This window comes from Thauera aromatica, assembly GCF_023093595.1.
GTDB lineage: Bacteria > Pseudomonadota > Gammaproteobacteria > Burkholderiales > Rhodocyclaceae > Thauera > Thauera aromatica_A.
In genome coordinates, this window is record NZ_JALLIK010000102.1 from 23,500 (window position 1) to 48,159 (window position 24,660).

A 24,660-nucleotide genomic window follows, 5' to 3' on the forward strand; every position below is an offset into this window, starting at 1 on the left:
ACCCGCGACCGAGGATTCAGATGAAATACCAGTGTAATGCACTCGGCGGCATCTGTGAGCGGTTTGCCGGTGGGCTGCCCGGCGACACACCTGGTGAACGGTTCGCGGATTTTCGGGGCGGGGTGGGGCCGGGCGGCCCCGCCCCGTTTCAGGCCTGCTGTGCTTCGAGCAGATCGACGCCGTCGGCGGCGAGGAAGCGGCGCAACCGTTCGCGCAGCGCCGGCGGGATGGTGATGCCGTGCAGGCCGTCGAGTCCGGCGACCACGCGCACCAGGATGGCGCGCATGCGCACCTGTTCGCCGACCCGGCCTTCGACCATGAGCGTGAACGACTTGTTGCCGAGGCGGGTGACGAGCAGGCTCAGGCACAGGATGTCGCCGATCTTGCTCGGAGCGATGAAGTCGACCTCGATGCGTGCGGCGGGGACGCCGATGCGCTCGTTCATGTGAAGGTCGGCAAAGCTCGTGCCCATGCCTTCGATGAACCAGTCCTCGATCAGCTCGTCGATGATGACCAGGTATTCGGGGTAAAAGACGATGCCGGCGGGGTCGCAGTGATGGAAGCGGATCAGGTGATTTTTTTCGAACGCGGTGTTGGGGTGCATTGGAAGAGTCTTGTTGTGGTTGGAGAGAATCCGCCGCGGCGGGGCCGTGCGGGATGAGAGGGAGAAAAGGGGCGGCCCCGGGGTACGGGGCCACCCCGCCGGCATCGCCGAGCGGGCTCATGCCGGCAATGCCGGGGCCGCTGTGCGCAGCGCTTATTGTGCCCGGTGTTTTTCGACCAGTTTGCGCGCTTCGTCCAGCATGGCCTGGCCTGGATAGCCCTTGGCCGTTACTTCTGCCACCCACTCGGTCGCAATCTTATCGCCGATTCCGCGCCACTTGCTGGTTTCGGATGCGGGAATGGTGTTGAACTGGTTGCCGTTCCTGATCGCCACTTCGCGCGAGGGCGCGGCCGAATCGTCCCATGCACGGCCCAGGCGGGCGGAAAGCTCGATCCCCGAGTTGGCGTCGATGACCTGTTTCAGATCGGCCGGCAGGCTGTCGTACTTGGCCTTGTTCATCGCCACCACGAATACTGCCGAGTACAGTGCCGGTTCGGTCGCAGCCGTCTCGGAATGATAGCGGGTCAGTTCGTGCAGCTTCATCGATGGCACGATTTCCCATGGCAGCAGGTAGCCGTCGATGACGCCTTTGGAGACCGCCTCCACCACCGCCGGCATCGGCATGCCGACCGGTGAGGCGCCCATCTCGGCCAGCATCTTGTTGGTCAGACGGGTCGGCGCGCGCATCTTCAGGCCTTTGAAATCCTCCATCGTCCGGATCGGGCGCTTGCTGTTGTGGGCCTGTCCGTTGTCATGGACATGGAAGGCCAGCGGCTTGACTTGGGCAAAATCCTTTTGCCCATATTTTTCATAATATTCCCACAGCGCTCGGCTGGTCGTTTCCGCCTTGTGGGACATGAAGGGCAGTTCGAACACTTCGACCGAGGGGAAGCGGCCCGAGTTGTAGCCCGGCAGGGTCCAGCCGATGTCGGCAATGCCGTCGACGACTTGCTGGAACACCTGGGTCGGGGTGCCGCCGATCTGCATCGACGGGTAGATCTGGCACTTCATGCGGTTGTTCGACTCGGCCGCGATCTTGTCGCACCAGGGCACCAGTTGCTGATGTCCGAGCGCCGTTGTTGGCCACATATGCGACACCTTCAGGATGACTTCCTGGGCTGTCGCCGTCGTCGTGCATAGCGCTGCAGCTGTCGTAACCAGCGCTGCGCTCAGGTGCTTTCCTCTCATGCTTCGCTTCTCCTCACATGCGCCACTTGGTGTGATGGCAGGACGGATTCCCGTGGCTGTGACCCGTCCTGAAATGGCCGGTTTTATAACCGGCATTTTCCTTCTGAGCATCCAATCTCCAGTAAGCGCTGGAAGACGTTCGCAAAGAAAACAGGAGCTTGCAAAATGTTTTCTTGAGATGGTACAGCAATGCAGCGTCAGGATCGGCGCAAACGAGGCTCAGCCGCCGCGGAATAGAGGGGGACGTTTTTCCAGGAAGGCGCGCATGCCTTCTTTCTGGTCCGCGCTTGCGAACAGCAGCTGGAAAGCCTTGCGCTCGAGCATCAGGGCGGTGTCGAGCGAGGCGTCCTGACCGGCAAGGAGGACCTCCTTGATCTGGGCGATGGCAAGCGGGGGCAGGGTGGCGATGTGGCGGGCTAGTTCGAGGGCGCGCGCCTGGACCGCGTCATCGGCCACCACTTCGCTGGCCAGGCCCATCGTCAGGGCTTCGCGTGCGCTCACCGGGAGGCCGGTGAGAACCATTTTCATCGCCTGGAACTTGCCCACGGCGCGGGTCAGGCGCTGGGTGCCGCCAGCGCCGGGCATGATGCCGACCTTGACTTCGGGCTGGCAGAAACTCGCGCCTTCTCCGGCGATGATGATGTCGGCGTGCATCGCGAGTTCGCAGCCGCCGCCCCAAGCATAGCCGTTGACCGCGGCGATGACCGGTTTCGGACAGGCTGCGATGGCCTGCCACAGGCGCTGGGTCTGGCGCAGCATGATCTCGATCGCACCGGCGTCGGCCATCGCGCGGATGTCGGCGCCGGCGGCGAAGCAGCGCTCGCCGCCGGTGAGGACGATGCAGCGCACTTCGGCCGCCTGGCCGAGGCGGTCGAAGTGCTCGGCCAGTGCGCTGCGGACTTCCTGGTTGAGGGCGTTGCGGGCGTCGGGGCGGTTCAGGCGGACGACGGCGACATCGGGTGTCGGCTGCTCGACCAGTACTACGCTCATAAAGGACTCCTGAAGCAAGATAGGGCGAAAAACCGGCAGACGTGAATCAATCTGCCGCGCACGGGGATTGCTTCACCCTTGTTCAGAGGGTCGCCTGCAGCATGTCGCGCAGCCGATATTTCTGCACCTTGCCGGTGGCCGTGCGTGGCAGCTCTTCGAGGAACTGGATCGTGCGCGGACACTTGTAGATCGACAGCGTGCCGCGCAGGGTCGCCATCACCGCTTCGCTCAGCTTCTGCTGGCTCGCCGACGGATCCTCGGGCACGACAAACAGGGTCAGCCGGGTCAGACCGTCGTCGTTGGGAACGGCGACCACCACCGCTTCGGCGATGCCCGGCACGGCCGATGCGCAGCTTTCGATTTCCCCCGGGCTGACCCATTGGCCGGAAATCTTGAGCATGTCGTCGGCACGGCCGCTGTGGTACCAGAAGCCGTCGGCATCGAAGCTGAACATGTCGCCCGGGTAGTACCAGCCGTCGCGGAGGGCTTTGTCGGTGGTCTCGGGCAGCTTCCAGTAGCCCACGAACTGCGATGCCATGCGGATGGCGATCAGGCCCGGTGTGTCGGGGGTGGTGATTTCGTTGCCGAGCTCGTCGAGCAGGCGGACTTCCGCCCAGGGGACGCGCTTGCCGCAGGAGCCGATCCGGTGCGCATCGGGGCGGGCGCACAGGAACAGGAACACGGTTTCCGAGGCGCCGATGCCTTCGGTGATGGGGATGCCGAAGGTGTCGAGCCATTGCTGGCCGATGTTTTCCGGCAGCTTTTCACCGGCCGAGACGAAGTGGCGGATGTTGCGCATGGCTGCCGATTCGCCCGCCCCCTCGCGCAGCAGGTTGCGGTACATCACCGGGGTGCTGAACAGGATCGTCGGCTGGTGGCGCGCGGCCGTGGCCATGACGCGCTCGGCGTCGGGCCATCCGGGGGCGACGATGACGGTGGCGCCGCACTGCAGGCCGCCCATCAGGGAATGGCCGAGCGACCAGCCGAAGAACATCTTCGAGGTGGTGAATACCCGGTCGCCAGGCTGGATGCCGAAATACTCGCGTTCCAGGCGGTCGGCGATCAGCACCGAGCGATGGGCGTGCATGACCGCTTTCGGGCGTCCGGTGGTGCCGGACGAATACAGCCAGTAGGCGACGTCGTCCGGCGCGACCTGGACGGACTCCAGGGTGGCGGCCTGGCCGTCGAGGAAGCGCTCGAAGGCGATCGCCGGCGCGGGGGCTTCGTCGCCGCGGACCACGACCTGCGGCGGGGCCTCGAGTTCGTCGGCGATCTGCTGGTAGAGGTGGAGGAACTCGGCGTCGACATAGAGCAGGCGGCAGGCGCTGTCCTGGATCACGTAGAGGACGTCGCGCGGGGCGAGGCGCACGTTGAGCGCGACCGCGACCGCGCCGATGCGCAGCGTGCCCAGGTAGGCCGCGACCAGTTCGGGGGAGTCGTCCATCAGGAAGAGGACGCGATCGCCCTTGCCGACGCCATGGGCGCGGAGGGCGTTGCCGTGGCGGTTGGTTGCGGCGTCGAGCTCGCGGTAGCTGATCGAGCGCTCTGCGCACAGCATCGCGGTTTGTTCGCCGAGGCCCTGCGCCAGGGGACGGCCGATGATCTCGTCGGCGGCGTTCATGCTTTGTTGCGGCTGCAGTTGTTCAGACATCGTGCTTGCTCCGAATCGCGGTAAATCGCCCCGCTGGGGCGGATGGGGCGGCATGGGGAACCGGGCGTGCAGTTGACGGGAGGGCGCGATCGGGTCCGCTGGCCGGCACCGATGATCCGACCGGGGCGCTCGCTTAGGCGGGCGGCCCGGCAGGTCTGTTCAGAGCCTGTGAATCAATCTACTGCGCGGGCCGATTGCTGCGTTGCTCACTCGCTCACTCCTCGCCTATCCAGTTGATATGTCTCGTCGTTCGCTCACTCGCGCCTTGCACTCGGCCCTGTTCGCTACGATTTTTTCACAGGCTCTCCGCTGTCCTCGTAGGCGGTGAGGGTCTGGCGGGCAATGATCAGCTGCTGCACCTCGGTCGCCCCTTCGTAGATGCGCAGGGCGCGGATCTCGCGGTACAGGAGTTCGACCGGGTGGTTGCTGACCACCCCGCAACCGCCCCAGATCTGGACTGCGGAATCGATCACCTGCTGGGCGCTTTCGGTCGCCGTCATCTTCGCCATCGCCGCCTCGCGGGTCACCTTGTGGCCCTGGTCGCGGCGCCAGGCGGCGCGGTAGGTGAGCAGGGCGGAAATATCCACGCTGGTCGCCATCTGGGCGAGCTTGACCTGGGTGATCTGGAAGTCGGCGAGTTTTTGCTGGAACATCTCGCGGGTGGTGGCGCGGCGTAGCGCCTCGTCGAGGGCACGGCGCGAAAAGCCGAGCGCGGCCGCGGCGACCGAGGTGCGGAAGATGTCGAGCGTCTGCATCGCCACCTTGAAGCCGAGGCCGGGAGTGCCGAGCATGGCCGACTTGTGCACCCGGCAATCGGTGAAGCGCAGGCGGGCGAGGGGGTGGGGGGCGATCACTTCGATGCGCTCGGCGATTTCCAGCCCCGGGGTGTCGGCATCGACGATGAATGCGGACAGGCCGCGGGCGCCGGGCGCTTCGCCGGTGCGGGCGAACACGACATAGAAGTCGGCGATGCCGCCGTTGGAGATCCAGCTCTTCTCGCCGTCGAGGACGTAATACTCGCCGTCCAGACGCGCGCTGCAAGCCATCGCCGCGACATCGGAGCCGGAGCCCGGCTCGGACAGGGCGAAAGCGGCAAGGGCCTGGCCGCTGGCGACACGGGGCAGATATTCGCGCTTCTGGGCGTCGCTGCCGTGCAAGGTGATCGCTCCCGAGCCCAGGCCCTGCATGCCGAAGGCGAAGTCGGCCAGACCCGAGTGTCGTGCCAGGGTTTCGCGCAGCAGGCAGATCGAGCGCGTATCGATGGTTTCGTGCTCTCCGCCGTAGGCGGTGCCGCCGACGCAGTAGCGCAGCCAGCCGGCGGCGCCGAGCTTGGCGACCAGCTCGCGGCAGGCGGAGTCGAGCTCACCGTGGTGCTCGCTGATGTTGTTCGTGGCCCAGCTGTCGAGCTCGGCTTCCAGCTTGCGGTGGCGATCTTCGAAGAAAGGCCACTCGAGATAGGATTTTTCGCTCACTGCACGCTCCACTTGCTTGTTGAGTCATCGGCCGCACTCAATGCGGCCGGTATATCCGGTCAGGTCACATCACTTCGCCGCCGGCGACCGAGATCGACTGGCCGGTGATCGCCTCCGAGCCCGGCAGGCACAGCCAGAGGACTGCGTTGGCGACCTCCTGGGGCTGGACCAGGCGGCCCTGGGGGTTGAAGCGGGTCAGTTCGGCCAGCGCTTCGGCCTCGCTGCGCCCGGTCTTGGCCTGAATGTTCGAGACCGAGTCGCGGACGATGTCGGTGTCGGTGTAGCCGGGGCAGACGGCATTGACGGTAACGTTCTTCCTCGCCGTCTCCAGGGCCAGGGCCCGGGTCAGGCCGATCACGCCGTGCTTGGCGGCGCAGTAGGCGCTGACGTAAGGGTAGCCTTTCTGTCCCGCGGTGCTGGTGATGTTGATCACCCGCCCCCAGCCGGCGGCGAGCATGCCGGGCAGGACCGCGCGGGTGCCGAGAAAGACGCCGGTGAGGTTGACGTCGAGCATCTGCTGCCAGAGTGCGGGGTCGGTCTTGACGAACGGCGCACTGAGCGCCTGGCCGGCGTTGTTGACCAGGATGTCGACCGGGCCGAGGCGTGCCTGCGCGGCGGCAAAGGCGGCTGCGACCGAATCGGCCTGGGCGACGTCGACGGCTTCGCAGTGCACCTGGCTGAATGCTCGCAGCGCCTCTGCCTGCTGTTCCAGCCGGGGCAGGGTTCGCCCCATCAGGGTGACGGCGGCGCCCTGTTCCGCCAGGCTGTGGGCGATGGCCGCACCGATACCGCGGCCGCCACCGGTGATCACCGCGTGTTTTCCGGAAAGTGCGCGACTATGCGTCATCGGCAGGAGTCCTTGGCAGGGTTGGAGGGCGGCAGGCGGGCGCAGTGCAGGAGGCGCCCGCCGTGCCTGGCTTCAGTCGCCTTCGAAAACCGGCTTCTGCTTGGCCACGAAGGCGTTGTAGGCGCGGGTGAAGTCCTGTGTCTGCATGCAGATGGCCTGGGCTTCGGCTTCCGTTTCCAGCGCCTGCTCGATGCTCATGTCCCATTCCTGGTGCAGGCACTTCTTGGTCATGGCGTGGGCGAAGGCCGGACCGTTGGCCAGCGACAGGGCCATTTCCTGGGCCTTGGCGAGGACCTGCTCGGGTGCGACGAGGTCGTTGAAATAGCCCCAGGCCTGGCCTTCCTGGGCGCTCATGACGCGGCCGGTGTAGAGCAGCTCGGAGGCGCGGCCATGACCGATGATGCGCGGCAGGATCGCGCACGCACCCATGTCGCAGCCGGCGAGGCCGACGCGCACGAACAGGAACGCGGTCTTGGCGTCGGGCGTAGCGTAGCGCATGTCGGAGGCCATCGACACGATCGCGCCGGCGCCGGCGCAGATGCCGTCGATGGCGGAGATGATCGGCTGCGGGCAGGTGCGCATTTCCTTCACCAGGTTGCCGGTCATGCGGGTGAAGGTGAGCAGCCCGTTCATGTCCATCTTGGTGAGCGGGCCGATGATGTCGTGCACATCGCCGCCGGAGCAGAAGTTGCCGCCGGCGCCGGTGATGACGATCGAGCGCACGTCATCGACATACTGGAACTTGTGGAAGGTGTCGCGCAGTTCGGCATAGCTTTCGAACGTGAGCGGATTCTTGCGGTCGGGGCGGTTCAGGGTGATGGTGGCGACGCGGTCGACGACTTCGAGCTTGAAGTGTTCGGGATGCCAGTCGGCGGCTTTCAGCTTGTACATTGCAGTCTCCGGGATGTGAGTCGGGTTGATCGTGTTCGGGGCGCGGTCTCAGCCGACCATGGTCATGCCGCCGCTGACGCTCAGCACCTGGCCGGTGATGAAGTCGGAGTCGCTGCTGGCGAAGAACAGCACGGCATCGGCGATTTCGGACGGCTTGCCGAGGCGGCGCATCGGCGTCGCCTTGACGAAGGCTTCCTGGTGCTTTTCAGGCACGGCAGCGAGCAGCGGGGTGTCGGTGGGGCCGGGGCAGACGCTGTTCACGTTGATCTTGTAGCGCGCCATCTCGCGGGCCAGCGCCTTGCCGAAGGCGATCGCACCGCCCTTGGCACCCGAATACACGGTTTCGCCCGTGCTGCCGACGCGGCCGGCGTCGCTCGCCACGGTGATGACCTTGCCGCCCCGGCCGCGGGCGATCATGCCGCCCAGGAAGGCGTGGGTGACGGCGACCGGTCCGAGCAGGTTGAGATCGATGACCTTGCGCCAGAAATCGGGACTGTTTTCCATGAAGGGCTGGATCTTCCCCCAGCCGGCGACGTTGACCACGATGTCGACTTCCAGTCCGTTCTCTTCCACCGCCTTGGCGAACACGCCGACCGAGTCGAGGCTGGTGACATCGAGCGGGAAATAGTCGGCCTTGCGCCCGCTTTCACGGATGGCTGCAGCGACGGCGGCGCCTTTTTCCTGGTCGAGGTCGCCGATCACTACATGTGCTCCGGCCGCAGCCAGCGTTTCTGCCGTTGCCCGACCGATACCGGACGCGCCGCCGGTGACAACTGCCGTTTTGCCCTCAAGTCGCATTTGTTCGAACCTCCGGATTGGGATCATTGATTTCGCCGGGCGAGCGCTGCGCCGCTTTGCGCTCGATCGGTGTGCTTGCGGGTGCCGTTGGACAGCGGGGCGGCACCGCATGAGATGAATGATCATTCAGTCAGATTTTGAAGTCAAGAAAATTTTGTGCGGCCCTGGAGTTTCGTTGTTTCTGTTGTTAATAAAAGGCTTTGATCGTTGATGCGCTTGATTTTCGAGTTCCAGCATGCGACTCTTTGGATGAATGATCAATCAGTCACTGCAACCCGGCCGGACGTATGGCCTGGGGCATGCGCGGATGCGCTGGATCTCCCCCCTCAACCCAACGAAACGAAAGGAAGCCATGATTTCCCTGAATATCGATGGAGCGGTTGCCACCGCCACGCTGTGCCGCCCCCCGGTCAATGCCATCAACGACGAATGGCTGGACCGCTTCAATGAAATCCTGGACTGTGTCGAAGCCAATGACGAGGTCGGGGTGCTGTGGATTCGCAGTAATCAGCGTGTTTTCTGCGCCGGGGCCGATCTCGAACTGATCCGGACGCTTTTTTCGACCGAAGCGGGGCGGGCGCAGATGATTGCCAGCACGCGGCGCATGCAGGCGGTTTTTTCCCGGATCGAGCATTCGAGCAAGGTTTCGGTGGCGGAAATCGGCGGCGCCGCAATGGGGGGTGGTTTCGAACTCGCGCTGGCTTGCGATCTGCGCCTGGTCGCCGAGGAGGCCAGCGTCGGCCTTCCCGAAGCGCGGCTCGGGCTGCTGCCTGCTGCCGGCGGAACCCAGCGCATGACCCGGATCTGCGGCGAAGCGGTGTCCCGGCGCCTGATCCTGGGAGCAGAGCTGATCAGCGGTGCGCAAGCGGTGACCCTCGGCTGTGCCCATCGCGGTGCGCCGGCGGCTGAACTCGAGCGTCTTGCCCGTGAGCAGGTCGCCCGCCTCGCGGAATTGCCGGCGCAGGCGCTGGCGGCCTGCAAGCGCTGCATTTTCGCAGCGCTCGACGGCACGGTGGACGGTTACGAAGTCGAGCTCGAGGGCAGCGCCGCCTTGCTCGCCGCGCCGGATACCCAGGCGAGGGTGCAGCAGTTCCTCGCCCGGCAGAAATAATTCGTGGCGCCCGTCCCGCCTTGCCGGGGGATGGGGGGATCCAGGACAATGCACGCCGCCTCGGATGAGGCAGAGGCCGCCAGCCTTCAGCGGCCTGCCGGCTGCGCAGCCCTTGCAGTACGGACAAAAGTGTCAATAGGAAGAACGACGATGAGTGCAGCGGGAGAGGTGAAGAGTGTGGTGTCCGACCCCAGGTTGGTCGAGGAGCGCAGGCGGCAGATCATCCTCGCGGCGGTCGAGCTGTTTTCCGAGGAGGGCTACCACACCACCACGATCCAGCAGATCGCGCGCAAGGCCGGCACCAGCACGGGCTTGATTTACCAGTATTTCGGGGACAAGGAGGACGTGCTCTTCCTGACGCTCAAGCTGGTGATCGATTCCTACGAAAATGAGATCCCACCGCACCTGGAAGGGGTGTCCCATCCCGTGGAGCGGCTGTGCAAGGCCTTGTCGGCGTATTGCAGCATCGTCGACCGGCTGCGCGACGCCACGGTGCTGGCCTACCGCTCCACCATGTCGCTGCGCGCCGAGCGCCGCAGTCTCATCAAGGATGGGGAAACGCGCACCAACCGGCTGATCGAAGGGTGCGTGCGCGCGTGCACCAGCGCCGGCTTCATGCGCCCGGTCAACGAGCACCTGCTGGCCTATCAGTACGTGATGTTCGCCCACTCGTGGGCGCTCAAGCACTGGTCTTACCGGAACCGCTATACGTTGGAAGAATATGTTGCGGAGGGCATCCAGCTTCTGGTGGAGCCTTTCCTGACCGCCAAGGGCCACCTGGTGTTGGCCAGCATGCGCGCCGCCGAAGAGTCCGCGGCCAACCCGCCGGTGTGCTGAGTCGCGCGCGCGGCGGATCCGGCCGGGGTTGTGTTCATTCCGGACGCCGCGTGTGCAGCAGGTAATTGACGTCGGTGTCGGTGCCGAGCGAATAAACCTTGGTCAGAGGGTTGTAACTCAGGCCGATGAGTTCCGCGGTGTCCAGGCCGGCGTTGCGGCAATAACGCGTCAGCTCCGACGGTTTGATGAATTTCGAATATTCGTGGGTGCCGGCCGGCAGCAGCTTGAGAACGTATTCGGCGCCGATCACGGCGAATAGATAGGATTTCAGGTTGCGGTTCAGGGTGGAAAAGAAAACATGCCCTCCCGGCTTTGCCAGCCGGGCGCAGGCGGCGATCGTGCTCGCCGGGTCGGGAACGTGCTCGAGCATTTCCATGCAGGTGACGACATCGAACGTGCCGGCCTGCTCGTCGGCAAAGGCTTCGGCGCTGATCAGGCGGTAATCCACGTTCCACCCGCTTTCGAACAGGTGCAGGCGGGCGACGCTGAGTGCTTTTTCCGACAGGTCGATACCGCTGACCCGGGCGCCCAGGGCAGCCATGCCCTCGGCCAGGATTCCTCCTCCGCAACCGACATCGAGCACGGTCCTGCCGTCGAGCGCGACCTTGCTGTTGATCCAGTCCAGGCGCAAGGGGTTGATTTCGTGCAGGGGCTTGAATTCGGATGCAGGGTCCCACCAGCGGTGGGCGAGGTCGCTGAATTTCTGGAGTTCTGCAGGATCGGCGTTGAGTGAGCTCATCATTCGAAGAAGCGAAAGTGGGTTGTCGATTCGGACTGCCGAGTTCCCGGTGCGTTCAGGCAAATTCGGCACAGAAACGAAAAAGCCCCGCCGAGGCAGGGCTTTCGCATGACGGCTGCAGGATTACTTGGAGCCGATGACTTCCACTTCCACGCGGCGATCCGGCTGCAGGCAGGAAATCAGCGCGGCGCGACCACGGACGCTATCGCACTGCTTGCCGGTGACGGGCTGGGCTTCGCCCTTGCCTTCGGTGTAGATGCGGTTGGCGTCGACGCCTTGGGAGACGAGGTAGGTCTTCACTGCGGCGGCACGGCGTTCGGACAGACGCTGGTTGTAAGCGTCCGAGCCGATGCGGTCGGTGTGGCCGACGGCGAGGATCACTTCGAGCTTCAGCGACTTGGCCTTGGTCGCCAGTTCGTTGAGCTTGGTCTTGCCTTCGGGCTTGAGCACGGCCTTGTCGAAATCGAACAGGGCGTCGGCCGAGAGCTTGATCTTGTCGGCGGTGGGCTTCGGTGCAGCCTTCGGGGCCGGAGCGGCGGCGACTGGGGCGACACACTTGTCCTTGGCGACGATGTCGGAGTCGCATGCGCAGCCGACCGGGAACTCGCCGGCCATGGCGGTCGAAGCGGCTGCCGGGCTCCAGTAGCCAGTGCGCCAGCACAGGCCGGTGCCGCTGCGGGCAACGACATTGCGGGCGTCGATGACGTAGGGGATTTCGCCCTTGCCGTCGACAACCACGTCCTTGACTTGCGCAAACGCGCCGGGAGCGGACAGGCCGATCGAGGTGATGGCGGCCAGCATCAGCATCTGCTTCTTGGATTGTTTGATCATGGTTTCCTCTTTGTAGGGCGAGTCGCCGGAATTGCCACTGAAACGCGAAGATGAAGGCAGCCGCGAAGCCATCTCCATGCCGGATGAACCGTAGCTATCCAGTTCAATTAACAATTTTAGTTTGCCACACCGAAACCGCACGGAGCAATTCGCTGTCGTTAATATGCAACAGCGGGACGCCTTTGTCCACGCGGGATTCGCCGTTTACCCACACATGGGTGACGTGTTCTCGACCGGCAACGTAGACGAGATGCGACACCGGATCGAAACAGGGGCGGCTTTCCAGGTCGCCGAGGCGAATGGCGCACAGGTCCGCCTGTTTTCCAGGGGTGATGGAGCCGATGGAAGCGTCCAGCCCGAGCGCCTGGGCGCCTGCCAGTGTCGCCATGCGCAGCGCGGTGTGGGCCGGGACGGCGGTCGCGTCGAGGGTGCCGACCTTGGCGAGCAGGGCGGCGTGGCGCATTTCCTGGAAAAGATCGAGGCGATTGTTGCTCGCCGCGCCGTCGGTGCCGAGTCCGACCCGAAGCCCGGCATCGAGCAGGCGCGGTACCGGGGCGATGCCGCTGGCGAGTTTCATGTTCGATGTCGGGCAGTGGGCGATGCTGCAGTTGTAGCGGGAGAGGAGCTCGATGTCGTTTTCGTCCATCTGCACGGCGTGCACGCCGATGAAGTTTTCGCCGAGCAGGCCGAGGCGGGCGAGGCGGGCGAGGGGGCGCTGGCCGTCGGTGGCGAGTGCGTTGCGGATTTCGTCGGCGGTTTCGTGGATGTGGACATGGAGCGGGAGCCGGAGCTCGTCGGCAAGCGCGCGGGCGCGGATGAAGCTGGTGTCGGAAACCGTATAGGGGGCGTGCGGTGCGATCGAGAATGAAATCAGCGGGTGGCCGAGCCAGCGCTCGCGGGCGGCGAGGCCCTTGCGCAGGCAGTCGTCGGCATCGCTGGCGTAGGAGGTGGGGAATTCCAGCATGACCAGGCCGAGGACTGCGCGCATGCCGGCCTCGGCGAAGGCCGCGGCGGCGGACTCGGGGTAAAAGTACATGTCGCTGCAGGTGGTGATCCCCCCGCGCAGCATCTCGGCGGCGGCGAGCAAGCTGCCGTCGCGTACGAAGGCCGGCGAAACGTGCCGGCCTTCGGCGGGCCAGATCGCATCCTGCAGCCAGCGCATCAGGGGAAAATCGTCGGCGAGGCCACGCATCAGGCTCATCGCCGCATGGGTGTGCAGATTGACCAGGCCGGGGATCAGCACATGCTCGGCCAGTTCGACCTGCCTTGTCGCGCGGAAGCGGGTGAGCGCCTCGCTGCGGGGCAGGGTCGCGACGATGCGGCCATCGCGTACGGCGATCGAGTGGTTGTCGAGAACGGTCCCGGCAGGCTCGACGGGGACGGTCCAGCGGGCGTGGATCAACAGGTCGATGGCTTCGGTCACAAAAAACTCCACGGCAGGATGGTCGCCCTCCGCCGGTGAGGGGTGGGCGTCGGGGAGGGACTGCGGGAGTTTAAACACGTGGCCGAGGGGCGAACAACCGCTGCCGTGCCATCCGGCCGCGCGTGTCCGCGCTGTTCTCGTGCCTCCGACCGGGTTCATGCGACAATCGGCGCTGGCCACGTCCGGCGGCAGCATGAAACCTGCTGTTTCAATTGCATGAACCGGCTTCCTACCCGCATCGGAAAATACCGCATCGTCGAGGAGATCGGCCGCGGCGCAACTGCGACCGTGTACCTCGCGCAGAGCGACGATCACCCCTCGCCGGTGGCGCTCAAGCACGTCCGCTTCGACGACAAGGTCAAGGACGAGGCCAAGTGGAACCGGCGCCTGACCAAGCTGCTGAAGGCCGAGCGCGCGGTGTGCGAGCGCCTCGACCACCCGAACATCATCCGCATCTTCGATGTTGCGATCGAGCCCGACCAGGCTTACGTGGTGATGGAGTATTTCCCCGGAGGCTCGCTCGAGCGCTATTGCAGCTTCGAGAACCTGCTGCCGATCCATCGCACGATCGGCATCGTCTTCAAGTGCTGCATGGCGCTCGATCACGCCTTCCGCCAAGGCATCGTGCACCGCGACATCAAGCCTGCCAACATCCTGGTCGATGATCAGGACAACGTGAAGATCACCGACTTCGGCCTGGCGCTCAACATCAGCAAGAAGATCGATACCGACTCGACTTTCATCATGGGCGTCGGCTCGCCGGCTTACATGAGCCCGGAACAGATCAAGGGCTATCCGCTGAACCAGAAGACCGACCTGTATTCGCTCGGCGTGCTGCTGTTCCACATGCTCACCGGCCGGTTGCCGTTCAGGGGCGGCAGTCCGGCACAGCTGGTCTACAAGATCATCAATGCCGACCCGCCTTCGGTGTCGCAGCTCAACCCCGACGTGCCCGAGCAGATGGATGCGGTGATCCGTAAGGCACTGGAGAAGGATCTGTATTCCCGCTACCGCAACGGCGCTGAATTCGCCAAGGATCTCGCCGCGGTGCGCTACCGCATTCTCGACGACAGCCACGTACCCCCCGACGCCAGCCGCTTTGCCGCGTTGCGCGGGTTGGCCTTTTTCACCGAGTTCGAGGATGTCGACTTGTGGGAGGTGGTGCGGGTCAGCTCGTGGCGCAGGGTCGAGCGCCATGTCGCCCTGATGCGGGAGGGGGAGTCCGATCCGCGCTTCGGCATCGTACTCGAGGGCCGGGTGGAGCTCTCGATCGAGGGGCGGAGAGTGATGGAGCTCGGGCCGGGGGAAGTGTTCGGGGTTCAGGCCTGGCTCGATCAGCTCGAGCACCGCCACATGCATACGGTGATTTCGCTCGAGCCGCTCCATTATCTGGAGATCAATCCGGCCGCGCTCTCCCTGGCCAGCGAGGAGGTGCTGGAACGCTTCCTCCGCCAGCTGGGCACCGTCCTCGTGCGCCGCCTGGCGCTGCTCTCGAAGCAACTCGCCGCAAGCGCGGCAGAGGCGGTGAAGGCCGAGCGCAGCGTGGGCCCTCACGAACTGCAGTTGCTCGGCTCCTGAGCCTTCCTGCGGTATTTCAGTCCGCGCCGAGCGGTCTCGAGCAGGCTGAGGCCTCCTCGGGGCGAGGACCGTGGGGGGATTTCAGCGTTCCGCTCCGCTCGCCAGCGCCCGTTCGCGGGTGCCGGCGAGGGCTGCCGCATCGGGCGGGGGACGTTCGAGCCAGCTGCCCAGGTGCTGGCGGGAGAGTTCGGCGAGGGCGTCGATCCAGGCACTTTCCTCGTTCAGGCAGGCGATGTAGTGGAACGCTTTTCCGCCCTTGCCGAGGAAAGCTTCCTTGCACTCGATGGCGATCTCTTCGAGGGTCTCGAGGCAGTCGGAGACGAAGCCCGGGCACATCACATCGACCCGGCCCACGCCCTGTGTGGCCAAGGCTTCGAGCGTCGGCTGAGTGTAGGGCTCGAGCCAGCGAGCCTTGCCGAAGCGGGACTGGAAGCAGACCAGAACGCGGTCTGGTTCGAGTTCGAGCGCTTCGGACAGGAGGCGGGCGGTGGTCCGGCATTCGCAGTGATAAGGGTCGCCCAGTTCGAGCGTGCGTCGCGGCAGGCCGTGAAAGCTCAGCACCAGGCGGTCGGGATGGCCGTGGGCGACCCAGTGCCGGCGCACGTTGTCGGCGAGTGCGGCGATGTAGCCGGGATGGTCGTGGAAGTCGCGCACGAAGCGCAACTCGGGCGGGTTGCGCCAATGCTGCAGGCAGTGCGCGACCTCGTCGAACACGGTGGCGGTGGTGCTGGCCGAGAACTGCGGGTACAGCGGCAGCACCAGGATGCGGGTGCAGCCGCGGGCGCGCATCGCATTCAGGGTGGTCGGGATCGAGGGGGCGCCATAACGCATCGCGTAGCGGATGTCGAGCCCGTCGTGGCCTGCATCGGCGAGATGCCTGGTAAGCAGTCCGGCCTGGCGCAGCGTGTGCACCAGCAGCGGCGAGCCTTCATCCATCCAGATGCTGGCGTATTTTTTGGCGGAGGCCGCCGGGCGCGTATTGAGGATGATGCCGTTGAGGATCGGCCACCACAGCAGGCGCGGGATTTCCACGACGCGCGGGTCGGAGAGGAACTGCTTCAGATAAGGGCGCACGGCGGCCGGGGTCGGCGCTGCGGGGGTGCCCAGGTTGACCAGCAACACGCCGGTGCGTGCTGCGCTGCCGTGCTTGAAGGAAGGCTCCATCCAGTAGCGGGACATGGGGATCCTGGTTCATCGGGCCGACACCGAGCCGGCCGCGGCGATGTTCAATGGTTGGAAGACAGGGCGTTCGACAGCAGCCGCGCGGTGATGTCGACGATCGGGATCACCCGGTCATAGGCCATCCGCGTGGGGCCGATGACGCCGACCGAGCCGACGACCTGGCCGTCGACTTCGTAGGGGGCGGTGATCACGCTGCAGCCGTCGAGCGGGGCGAGCCCCGACTCGCCGCCGATGAAGATCTGCACGCCTTCGGCCTTGTTCGAGAGTTCGAGGAGCTGCATCAGGCTGGTGCGCTGTTCGAAAAGCTGGAACAGCTCGCGCAGGCGGGTCATGTTGGAGGACAGATCCTCGATGCCGAGGAGGTTGGTCTCGCCCGAAATGACGTAGCTCGTGGCGCTTTCTTCCGCAGCCTGGGTGCCGACGTCCACGGTCGCCGACATCAGTTCGGTCATGTCGCTGCGCAACTGGCGCAACTCGTTGGTGAGACCGTGACGGATCTCGTCGAAGGAGCGGCCGGCGAAGTGCTCGTTGAGGTAGGCGGCCGCATTGCCGAGCTCGCCCGCGGTGTAGGCCCGGCGAGTGAGCAGGATGCGGTTCTGCACGTCCCCTGCGGTGGTCACGATGATCAGCAGGATGCGGTTTTCGGCCAGGCTGATGAACTCGAACTGGCGGATGCGGGCGACGTCCTTGCGCGGCGCGACGACCACTCCGGCGAAGCGGGTGAGGTCGGACAGCAAGTGGGAAGCGGAGTTGAGCACGCGCCGTGGCTGGTCGGGCTGGAGCTGATCTTCGAGTGCCCGGACACGGGCGTTGCCCAGCGGCTGCACGGTGAGCAGCGCATCGACGAAGAAGCGGTAGCCGCGTGCGGTGGGAATGCGTCCGGCCGAAGTATGCGGACTGGCGATGAAACCCATGTCTTCCAGATCGCTCATCACATTGCGCACCGTCGCCGGCGACAGCTCGAGCCCCGAATAGCGCGATAGCGCACGCGAGCCGACGGGTTGCCCATCCGCGATATAGCGTTCGATCAGGGTCTTCAGCAGGATTTGGGAGCGAGGGTCGAGCGAATTCATGGTGGAAATCGAATATTGCTTTGATTCTAACAGCCTGTCGCGAAGCGTTGAAAAACTGTGACACCCGCCCGCCTGCCGCTGCACCGCCGATGCGCCAGTCCGCTACCCGGATGTGGTTTAATCCGGATCCATGAGCACGAATTTCCGCACGCTTGCCCTCATCGGCAAATATCAGAGCCCCGACGTCGCGGAGTCGGTGCTGACGATCGCCCGCTTTCTGCGCGAGCGCGGCCTGCTGGTGTGGATCGAGCAAGGTACGGCGAGTTCCATTGGCGGCGCCGCCGATTTCGCGGCGGCGAGCTACGAGTGCATCGCCGCGGAGGCCGATCTCGCGGTGGTGGTCGGCGGCGATGGCACGATGCTCAACACCGCCCGCCGCCTGGTCGAGCACGCCGTGCCGCTGGTGGGCATCAACCTCGGGCGATTGGGGTTCCTGACCGATATCGCGCGCAGCGACGCGCTCGCACGCCTCGACGAAATCGTCGATGGTCGCTACACCGAAGAAGTCCGCTTCATGCTCGATGCCGAAGTGTTGCGCGGCGGCATGCGCGTTTTCCATACTCTCGCGCTCAACGATGTCGTCGTGAACAAGGGCGAACTCGGGCGCATGATCGAATTCGAGCTTTCCGTGGACGGCGAGTTCGTGTACACCCAGCGTTCGGACGGCATGATCGTGAGTTCTCCGACCGGTTCGACTGCCTACGCGTTGTCATCGAACGGCCCGATCCTGCACCCGAGCGTCGGCGGCATCGCGCTCGTGCCCTTGTGCCCGCACGCGCTCACCGCCCGCCCGATCACCCTGCCCGATTCGTGCCGCATCGATATGGTGCTGCTTCCGCCACAAGATGCCCGGGTACATTTCGACGGCCAGGCCCGCTTCGATCTGCGCGCCGGGGACTGTGTCCGGGTGAGTCGTTCGCCGCACTCGCTGCGCTTGCTGCATCCCGAGGGGTACAGCTACTTCGCGATGCTGCGCGAGAAGCTGCACTGGAGCGCCGAGCCCAGACATGACTGATGCGCGCCCTGGCGCGGCGTACCGCGCGGCGGGGTCGGGGGAGCGGCTCCTGCGCCAAATCACCCGCTCCCGCCGCGGCGCCCCCGGTGCTTTTCGATGCCGCCCGTAATCCAACGACCTGCTGCCCCGTCCCGACCTTGCCATGCTGCGCAGCCTGACCATCCGTGATTTCGTCATTGTCGATCGACTTGAGCTCGAATTCGGTGCCGGTTTCGGTGCGCTCACCGGCGAGACCGGTGCCGGCAAATCGATTCTGCTCGACGCATTGGGGCTGGCGCTCGGTGGGCGGGGCGACGCGACCATGGTGCGCGCCGGGTGCGAGCGCGCCGAGGTGGCGGCGGAGTTCGACGCGCCCGATGCCGAAGCTTTCGCGTGCTGGCTGCAGGAGCAGGGACTGAGCGCCGACGACGGGGGGCTGATCCTGCGTCGCACGATCGATGCCGGCGGTCGCAGCCGGGGGTGGATCAACGGCAGCACGGTGACGCTGGCGCAGTTGCGCGCAGCCGGCGAATGGCTCGCCGACATCCACGGCCAGCATGGCCACCATGCGCTGCTGCGCGCCGAGGCGCAGCGCGCCCTGCTCGATGCCCGTGCGGGTGCCGGGCCGCTCGCTGCCGAAGTGGCCGGCCTGCACCGCGAGTGGCAGCGACTGGCACGCCTTCACCGCGAGGCCGAGGCCGATTCGGCCGGCTCGGCGCGCGAGCGCGAATTGCTTGGGTGGCAGCTGCGCGAGCTCGAAGAGCTCGCTTTCGACGCCGGCGAATGGGACGAGCTCAACGCTGAACACAGCCGCCTGGGTCATGCCGCCGGCCTGATCGAGGGGGTCGACGAAACGCTTGCCGCACTCGGCGAGGGAGATCTGGCGGTCTGTTCCAGCCTGCGTCATCTCGGCGGGCGGATCGCGGCGCTGGCCGGCTACGACCCCGGGCTCGATGATGTGCGCGAACTTTTGACGGCCGCCGCGATTCAGGCCGACGAGGCCCTGCATGCGCTGCGTCGCTACCGTGATCGCCTCGAGCTCGACCCCCTGCGCCTGCGCGCGGTCGAGGCGCGCATTGCCGCCGTGCTCGATACGGCACGCAAATACCGGGTCGCTCCGCACGAACTGCCTGAACTGCAGCGCCAGTGGCAGCTGCGGCTCGACACGCTGGAGGCGACGGCGGACCCGGCGCGCCTGGCTGCGGCCGAGGCGGGCGCACGCCGCGCGTTCGAAGACGCCGCCGGCCGGCTGTCGGCAGCGCGCCAGCCGGCGGCGCAGCGCCTGTCGGCGGAAATTACCGCGGCGATGCAGACGCTGGCGATGGCCGGAGGGCGGTTCGAGGTTGCGCTGCGTCCTTGCGAACCGACTGCGCACGGTCTGGAGGTGGTGGAGTTCCAGGTGGCGGCCAACGCGGGTCAAGCTTTGCATGGGATGGCGAAAGTTGCCTCAGGGGGCGAACTGTCGCGTATCGGATTGGCGATTCAGGTCATGGCCAGCCGTGATTCGGCGGTGCCGACGCTGATCTTCGACGAAGTCGATGTCGGCATCGGCGGCCGGGTGGCGGAGATCGTCGGCACCCTGCTCGCACGCCTGGGGCGGGACCGTCAGGTGCTGTGCGTGACGCATTTGCCCCAGGTCGCGGCCTGTGCCGACTGGCAGTGGCGCATCGCCAAGCTCGAGCGTTCCGGTGAAACGCTGAGCGAGGTCACGCCGCTCGATGCTCAGGGCAGGATCGACGAAATCGCCCGCATGCTGGGCGGCGTGAAGATCACCGCGACGACCCGCGAGCATGCCGCGGAAATGCTCGGGCGGGGTGCGTCCGGCAGTGCTTGAACGCGCTTCCCGCACGCTCCCGGCCCCTGCTCTTGGCGCTTTTCGCCGCGGGGGCCTTGCTTACTCCGGTGAGGACCGGCTTTCGGCGTCGGCGTCGCGATGCGGGCAGTTCTCACGCTTGCAGTCGGCATAGATGTAGAGTGCGTGCTCGCGGATCGCGAAGCCGCGCTCGGTGGCGATCTGGTTCTGCCGGCGCTCGATTTCGGGGTCGAAGAACTCTTCCACCTTCCCACACTGCATGCAGACGATGTGGTCGTGGTGCCCCCCCTTGTTGAGTTCGAAAACCGCCTTGCCCGACTCGAAGTAGTGGCGCTCGAGCAGGCCCGCCTGTTCGAACTGGGTCAGCACCCGGTAAACCGTGGCGAGACCGATGTCCATGCCCTCGTTCATCAGGGTGCGATAAACGTCCTCGGCGGTGAGGTGGCGCTGATCCGAGCTCTGGAAGAGGTCGAGGATCTTCAGGCGCGGATAGGTCGCCTTCAGACCGATGTTTTTCAGATTCTTGGAGTTGTCGGACATGGGAGCCTGTTGGGGAAAGGAGCGGCGGATGGCAGGGTCGGCATGAACGAGCGGGCCTCGCGAGACGTGGAACGCCCTGTGATGCCACCATATGTTATATTTTTTGCCCCTTTCTGAGAACTGCGACCACGTCGCGCCAGCCCCGATACCTTTCATGCCCTCCTATCTCGTCGCGGCGCTCGTCGCCACCAGTGTGCTCGCCGGCTGCTCCTTCGATTCGATTGTCGGAGTGGTCGATCCGTACCGCATCGATGTCCGCCAGGGCAATTACGTCGACCAGGAAATGGTTTCCCAGCTTCGCCGCGGCATGACGCGCGACCAGGTACGCTTCGTCATGGGATCGCCGCTGGTCGTGGACATGTTCCGCGAAGATCGCTGGGATTACGTCTATCGTTTCCGTCCCGGCCGCGGCGACGTCCAGCAGCGCGTGATTTCGGTGCTGTTCGTCGACGACCTGCTCGATCGGGTCGAAGGTGATGTGCAGCCGGCGGCTTCGGCCGGCACCCGGGCCGCCGCCCCCGAGCGCAGCCGCGTGGTCGAGGTCGCGCCCGCCGCCGATCGCTGATTTCCGTACCGCTCGCGGTCTTGCCCGGGGCTGTCGCCGGGCTTCGCTTTTTAAGGATTAGAGTTTCATGTCTGACATTCGTGTAGCGATCGCCGGAGCTTCCGGCCGCATGGGCAGGATGCTGATCGAAGCCGCGCTGAAGGAAGAGGGCGTCGTGCTCGCCGCCGCCTTCGATCGCCCGGGAACGCCCTTCGTCGGCCGCGATGCCGGCGAGATGGCGGGCGTGGCGACCGGGGTGATGATCGGTGACGCTGCCCGTGCAGCGATCGCGGCTGCCGACTGCGTGATCGATTTCACCCGTCCCGAAGGCACGCTTGCGCATCTGGCACTCGCGCGCGAACTGGGGCGCGCGATGGTGATCGGCACCACCGGCTTCGACGCCGCGGGCAAGGCGGCGATCGCCGAGGCCGCGCGTGCGATTCCGGTCGTGTTCGCGCCCAACATGGCGGTCGGGGTCAATGCCGTGTTCCGGCTGCTCGAAGTCGCGGCGCGCATCCTGTCCGAAGGCTACGACGTCGAAGTCATCGAGGCACACCACCGTTTCAAGGTCGATGCGCCGTCCGGCACCGCCTTGCGGATGGGGGAAGTCGTCGCCCGCGAGCTCGGGCGCAGCCTCGAGGCGTGCGCGATTTACGGACGCGAGGGCCATACCGGCGAGCGCAAGGCCGATACCATCGGTTTTTCGACGATTCGCGGCGGCGACGTGGTGGGGGACCACACGGTGCTCTTCGCCGGCATCGGCGAGCGCATCGAAATCACCCACAAATCGGGGAGCCGCATGCCGTACGCGCTGGGCTCCATGCGCGCGGCGAAGTATCTCGCCGGGCGGGGTGAAGGTCTGTTCGACATGCAGGACGTTCTCGGCCTGCGCTGAGCGCGACATGGACGGGCACGCCGGCAGAAGGAGCGGGGAGGCGGGCGACCTTCCTGCTTCGATGGCGGGGGATGAGCCCGGCCACGAACTGCAGCGTGTGCGCCGGCATCTGGCGCTGATTTCGGCCAATACCGCCACCGGGGTCTGGGAGTTCGATCTGCGCACCGGTACGCTGCAGCTCGACGAGCGCTGGTGCGCACGCCTCGGTTACCGCACGGAGCGGCTCCGCGCGGCGCTTGCGGACTGGCCGGCGCTCGTTCAGGCGGACGACCGTCGGGCCATGCAGGCCTGCCTGCGCGCACACCTGCGCGGCGAATCCGCGGAGTTCCACATCGAGCTCCGGGTACGGGGCGCGGCCGGCGCCTGGCATTGGGTCGAGGTGCGGGGCGCGGCGGCAGACCGCGCAGCCGACGGTCGCTGGTGCAGCGTGCTGGGCACGGTCCGCGACATCACCGAGCGCAAGGTGCGCGAACTGGAGCTGCTTGAAGCCAAGGAGGCGGCCGAAGCAGCGAGCCGGGCGAAAGGCGATTTCCTCGCCAACATGAGCCATGAGATCCGCACGCCGATGAACGGCATCATCGGAATGACCGAGCTGCTGCTCGATTCGGATCTCGGCGGCGAACAGCGCGAATACCTGCGCACGGTGAAATCCTCGGCCGAGGCCTTGCTCACCATCCTCAACGACATCCTCGATTTTTCCCGCGTCGAGGCGGGCCGGCTTGAACTCGAGCGCATCGATTTCGCCGTCGGCGCGGTGCTCGCGGAAACGTGCCGTACCCTGGCCTTGCGCGCCGCCCAGAAAGGCGTCGAGCTGTTCTTCGAGATCGGTGCCGACGTGCCGGCGGTGCTGCGCGGCGACCCCACCCGGCTGCGCCAGATCCTGCTCAACCTGGTCGGCAATGCGGTCAAATTCACCGATCGCGGGGAAATCGAAGTCACCCTCGAGCGTCTTGGCGCCTCCGTGCATCCCGCGCTGCTGCGGTTTTCGGTGCGCGACACCGGCTGCGGAATTCCCGCGGACAAGCTCGACGGCATCTTCGATGCCTTTTCCCAGGCCGACACCTCGGTCACGCGGAAATACGGCGGCACCGGGCTCGGGCTGGCCATTTCGCGCCGTCTCGTCGAGCGGATGGAGGGCACCCTCGAAGTCGATAGCGCGCCGGGAAAAGGAAGCGTTTTCAGCTTCACGCTGCCGTTCGAGGGGGTGGCCGAGGCGCGCCCCGGAGGCCAGCACGCGCTGCGCGGAGCGCGCGTGCTGGTCGCGGCGCGCAATCCTGCCTTCGGCGAATGCCTCGGCCGGATGATGCGCAGCCGGGGGATGCGTCCCTTGGTCGCGGTCGGCGCTGAAGCCGTGCTGGTCGCCCTCGGTGGCGCGTGCGACGGCCGCGACCCCTTCGACTTCCTCGTCATGGACGCGGAACTGCCCGAGCCGGCCGGCTTCGCCCTGGCGCAGCGCTTTGCCGAAGCCGACCCGCGGCACGACCGCCTGGTGATGATGCTGTCCAGCCATTCGCAACGCAATGACGCGGTGCGCTGCGATCAGCTGGGGCTGCCGTTCCGCCTTGTCAAACCGTTTTCCAGCGACGACCTGTTCGATGCACTGAACATGGCGCGCAGCGGCGCCATGGCGGGCGCGCTGGGGGATGAGCCGCTGGTGCTGGTTTTCGATCCGTCCTTCCCCGCCTCGGCTCCGGCCGGAGCCGAGGCGGGCGATCGCACGCTCGACATCCTCGTTGCCGAAGACAACCCGGTCAATCAGATGGTTGCGGTGCGGATGCTCGAGCGTGCCGGGCACCGGGTCACGCTTGCCGCCAATGGCGAAGAGGCGCTGGAGGCGATCGATCGGCGACGCTTCGACCTCGTGCTGATGGATGTGCAGATGCCGGTGATGGGCGGTATCGAGGCTGCCCGGGCAATTCGCGCCCGTGAGGCGCGGCGCAGCTGGGTGGCGCAGGGGGCGTGGATGCCGGTGCCGATCATCGCGATGACCGCGCACGCGATGGACGGCGACCGCGAGCGCTGTCTCGATGCGGGGATGGATGATTACATTTCCAAACCGGTTCGCCCCCAGACCCTGTTTTCCGCGATCGAGCGTGTGCACCGGCGCCTGGCCGGCACGGATGGGGAGGAGGACGACTCCGGTGCCTTCGATCGCCCCGAATGCGGTGACGACGAGCGCGGCCGTATCGCCTGCCTGGACGAGACGCGCGCGATGTTCGACGGCGACGAGGCCGTGGTGCAGCAACTGCTCGCCGTCTTCCTGCGCGACGCCGGGCGGACGGTGAGCGAGCTGCAGCGGGCTGCGGCCGGACTGGATTACGCTCGCCTGGGCGAACTCGCACATGCCCTCAAAGGCTCGCTCGGGCTGTTCGCTGCGACCCGCTCGGTCGATGCGGCGCAGCGCCTTGAGGAACTCGCACGGGCCGGCGACCCCGCCGCCGCGACGCTCCAGGCCCAGGTCCTGATCGATGAGATCGGACTGCTGACCCGGGCCGTGCGTGGCGAGGCGGCGGCCCTTGCGCAGGCTGCGTGCGGGGCTGCGGAGAACGGCGGCCGGGGGGCTGCGCAGTGACGGGTGCCGTGCGCCCCTGCCTGCTGGCGCGGGCCTCTGCCGGGCGGGCGAATTTGCCTTCAAACGCCCGAAAATATACAATCCTGC

22 protein-coding genes are annotated in these 24,660 nt (G+C 66.0%); 8 read left to right on the top strand and 14 right to left on the bottom strand.

Features of this window, described 5'->3' with window-relative positions:
* Positions 1 to 148 precede the first annotated feature (148 nt).
* The 8 genes from MXC99_RS09700 to MXC99_RS09735 form a co-directional block, all read right to left on the bottom strand.
* Complete coding sequence (locus tag MXC99_RS09700; RefSeq protein ID WP_247725257.1) at positions 149 to 604, bottom strand: acyl-CoA thioesterase; 456 nt, start codon at positions 602 to 604, stop codon at positions 149 to 151.
* 153 nt (positions 605 to 757) lie between these two features.
* The gene (locus MXC99_RS09705; RefSeq protein WP_247725258.1) at positions 758 to 1,903 is read right to left on the bottom strand and encodes a TRAP transporter substrate-binding protein; all 1,146 of its coding nucleotides are present in this window, start codon (positions 1,901 to 1,903) and stop codon (positions 758 to 760) included.
* Between the two features lie 108 nt (positions 1,904 to 2,011).
* Positions 2,012 to 2,782 (bottom strand): enoyl-CoA hydratase, encoded by a 771-nt coding sequence (locus tag MXC99_RS09710; RefSeq protein ID WP_247725259.1) that lies wholly within the window; start codon positions 2,780 to 2,782, stop codon positions 2,012 to 2,014.
* Between the two features lie 82 nt (positions 2,783 to 2,864).
* A complete protein-coding gene (locus MXC99_RS09715) occupies positions 2,865 to 4,433 on the bottom strand; it encodes a benzoate-CoA ligase family protein (protein WP_247725260.1) in 1,569 nt (522 codons plus the stop codon).
* Positions 4,434 to 4,717: 284 nt separating this feature from the next.
* Positions 4,718 to 5,905 carry an acyl-CoA dehydrogenase family protein gene (locus tag MXC99_RS09720; RefSeq protein WP_247725261.1) on the bottom strand — a complete coding sequence of 396 codons (1,188 nt, stop codon included), beginning with the start codon at positions 5,903 to 5,905 and terminating at the stop codon, positions 4,718 to 4,720.
* Between the two features lie 64 nt (positions 5,906 to 5,969).
* Positions 5,970 to 6,752, bottom strand: a complete 783-nt coding sequence (locus MXC99_RS09725; RefSeq protein WP_247725262.1) for an SDR family NAD(P)-dependent oxidoreductase — start codon at positions 6,750 to 6,752, stop codon at positions 5,970 to 5,972.
* A 72-nt stretch (positions 6,753 to 6,824) separates the two neighbouring features.
* Positions 6,825 to 7,643: an enoyl-CoA hydratase family protein gene (locus MXC99_RS09730; protein ID WP_247725263.1), complete on the bottom strand. Its 819-nt coding sequence runs from the start codon at positions 7,641 to 7,643 to the stop codon at positions 6,825 to 6,827.
* 48 nt (positions 7,644 to 7,691) lie between these two features.
* On the bottom strand, positions 7,692 to 8,468 hold the full coding sequence (locus MXC99_RS09735) for an SDR family NAD(P)-dependent oxidoreductase (RefSeq protein ID WP_245880867.1): 777 nt from the start codon (positions 8,466 to 8,468) through the stop codon (positions 7,692 to 7,694).
* A 325-nt stretch (positions 8,469 to 8,793) separates the two neighbouring features.
* Here MXC99_RS09735 and MXC99_RS09740 point away from each other — a divergent pair, with 325 nt between their 5' ends.
* Together MXC99_RS09740 and MXC99_RS09745 are read left to right on the top strand one after the other, a co-directional pair.
* Positions 8,794 to 9,552 (top strand): enoyl-CoA hydratase/isomerase family protein, encoded by a 759-nt coding sequence (locus tag MXC99_RS09740; RefSeq protein WP_247725264.1) that lies wholly within the window; start codon positions 8,794 to 8,796, stop codon positions 9,550 to 9,552.
* Positions 9,553 to 9,702: 150 nt separating this feature from the next.
* Positions 9,703 to 10,389, top strand: coding sequence for a TetR/AcrR family transcriptional regulator (locus MXC99_RS09745; RefSeq protein ID WP_247725265.1), 687 nt, complete (start codon positions 9,703 to 9,705; stop codon positions 10,387 to 10,389).
* Positions 10,390 to 10,423: 34 nt separating this feature from the next.
* On the opposite strand, the gene ubiG is transcribed toward MXC99_RS09745, so the two are convergent.
* From ubiG to MXC99_RS09760, 3 genes are all read right to left on the bottom strand, one after another.
* Positions 10,424 to 11,128, bottom strand: coding sequence for a bifunctional 2-polyprenyl-6-hydroxyphenol methylase/3-demethylubiquinol 3-O-methyltransferase UbiG (ubiG, locus tag MXC99_RS09750; protein WP_247725326.1), 705 nt, complete (start codon positions 11,126 to 11,128; stop codon positions 10,424 to 10,426).
* Positions 11,129 to 11,251: 123 nt separating this feature from the next.
* Entirely contained in the window at positions 11,252 to 11,959 is a 708-nt protein-coding gene (locus MXC99_RS09755; RefSeq protein WP_247725266.1) for an OmpA family protein, read from the bottom strand.
* Between the two features lie 103 nt (positions 11,960 to 12,062).
* Positions 12,063 to 13,382 carry a TRZ/ATZ family hydrolase gene (locus tag MXC99_RS09760; protein ID WP_247725267.1) on the bottom strand — a complete coding sequence of 440 codons (1,320 nt, stop codon included), beginning with the start codon at positions 13,380 to 13,382 and terminating at the stop codon, positions 12,063 to 12,065.
* Positions 13,383 to 13,598: 216 nt separating this feature from the next.
* Here MXC99_RS09760 and MXC99_RS09765 point away from each other — a divergent pair, with 216 nt between their 5' ends.
* Entirely contained in the window at positions 13,599 to 14,960 is a 1,362-nt protein-coding gene (locus MXC99_RS09765) for a serine/threonine-protein kinase (RefSeq protein WP_247725268.1), read from the top strand.
* 81 nt (positions 14,961 to 15,041) lie between these two features.
* On the opposite strand, the gene hemH is transcribed toward MXC99_RS09765, so the two are convergent.
* On the bottom strand, positions 15,042 to 16,139 hold the full coding sequence (gene hemH / locus MXC99_RS09770) for a ferrochelatase (protein ID WP_247725269.1): 1,098 nt from the start codon (positions 16,137 to 16,139) through the stop codon (positions 15,042 to 15,044).
* A gap of 47 nt (positions 16,140 to 16,186) precedes the next feature.
* Positions 16,187 to 17,215, bottom strand: coding sequence for a heat-inducible transcriptional repressor HrcA (gene hrcA, locus MXC99_RS09775; protein ID WP_247725270.1), 1,029 nt, complete (start codon positions 17,213 to 17,215; stop codon positions 16,187 to 16,189).
* Between the two features lie 130 nt (positions 17,216 to 17,345).
* Between hrcA and MXC99_RS09780 the strand changes: the two genes are divergently transcribed.
* Both MXC99_RS09780 and recN read left to right on the top strand, forming a co-directional pair.
* Positions 17,346 to 18,230: an NAD kinase gene (locus MXC99_RS09780; protein ID WP_247725271.1), complete on the top strand. Its 885-nt coding sequence runs from the start codon at positions 17,346 to 17,348 to the stop codon at positions 18,228 to 18,230.
* Positions 18,231 to 18,372: 142 nt separating this feature from the next.
* Positions 18,373 to 20,043, top strand: coding sequence for a DNA repair protein RecN (gene recN / locus MXC99_RS09785; RefSeq protein ID WP_247725272.1), 1,671 nt, complete (start codon positions 18,373 to 18,375; stop codon positions 20,041 to 20,043).
* Positions 20,044 to 20,103: 60 nt separating this feature from the next.
* On the opposite strand, the gene fur is transcribed toward recN, so the two are convergent.
* Positions 20,104 to 20,562, bottom strand: a complete 459-nt coding sequence (gene fur, locus MXC99_RS09790) for a ferric iron uptake transcriptional regulator (RefSeq protein WP_107220971.1) — start codon at positions 20,560 to 20,562, stop codon at positions 20,104 to 20,106.
* A gap of 154 nt (positions 20,563 to 20,716) precedes the next feature.
* Between fur and MXC99_RS09795 the strand changes: the two genes are divergently transcribed.
* From MXC99_RS09795 to MXC99_RS09805, 3 genes are all read left to right on the top strand, one after another.
* On the top strand, positions 20,717 to 21,127 hold the full coding sequence (locus tag MXC99_RS09795) for an outer membrane protein assembly factor BamE (RefSeq protein ID WP_247725273.1): 411 nt from the start codon (positions 20,717 to 20,719) through the stop codon (positions 21,125 to 21,127).
* Between the two features lie 67 nt (positions 21,128 to 21,194).
* Positions 21,195 to 22,001, top strand: coding sequence for a 4-hydroxy-tetrahydrodipicolinate reductase (dapB, locus tag MXC99_RS09800; RefSeq protein ID WP_247725274.1), 807 nt, complete (start codon positions 21,195 to 21,197; stop codon positions 21,999 to 22,001).
* 7 nt (positions 22,002 to 22,008) lie between these two features.
* On the top strand, positions 22,009 to 24,573 hold the full coding sequence (locus MXC99_RS09805; protein WP_247725275.1) for a response regulator: 2,565 nt from the start codon (positions 22,009 to 22,011) through the stop codon (positions 24,571 to 24,573).
* Positions 24,574 to 24,660: the final 87 nt, after the last annotated feature.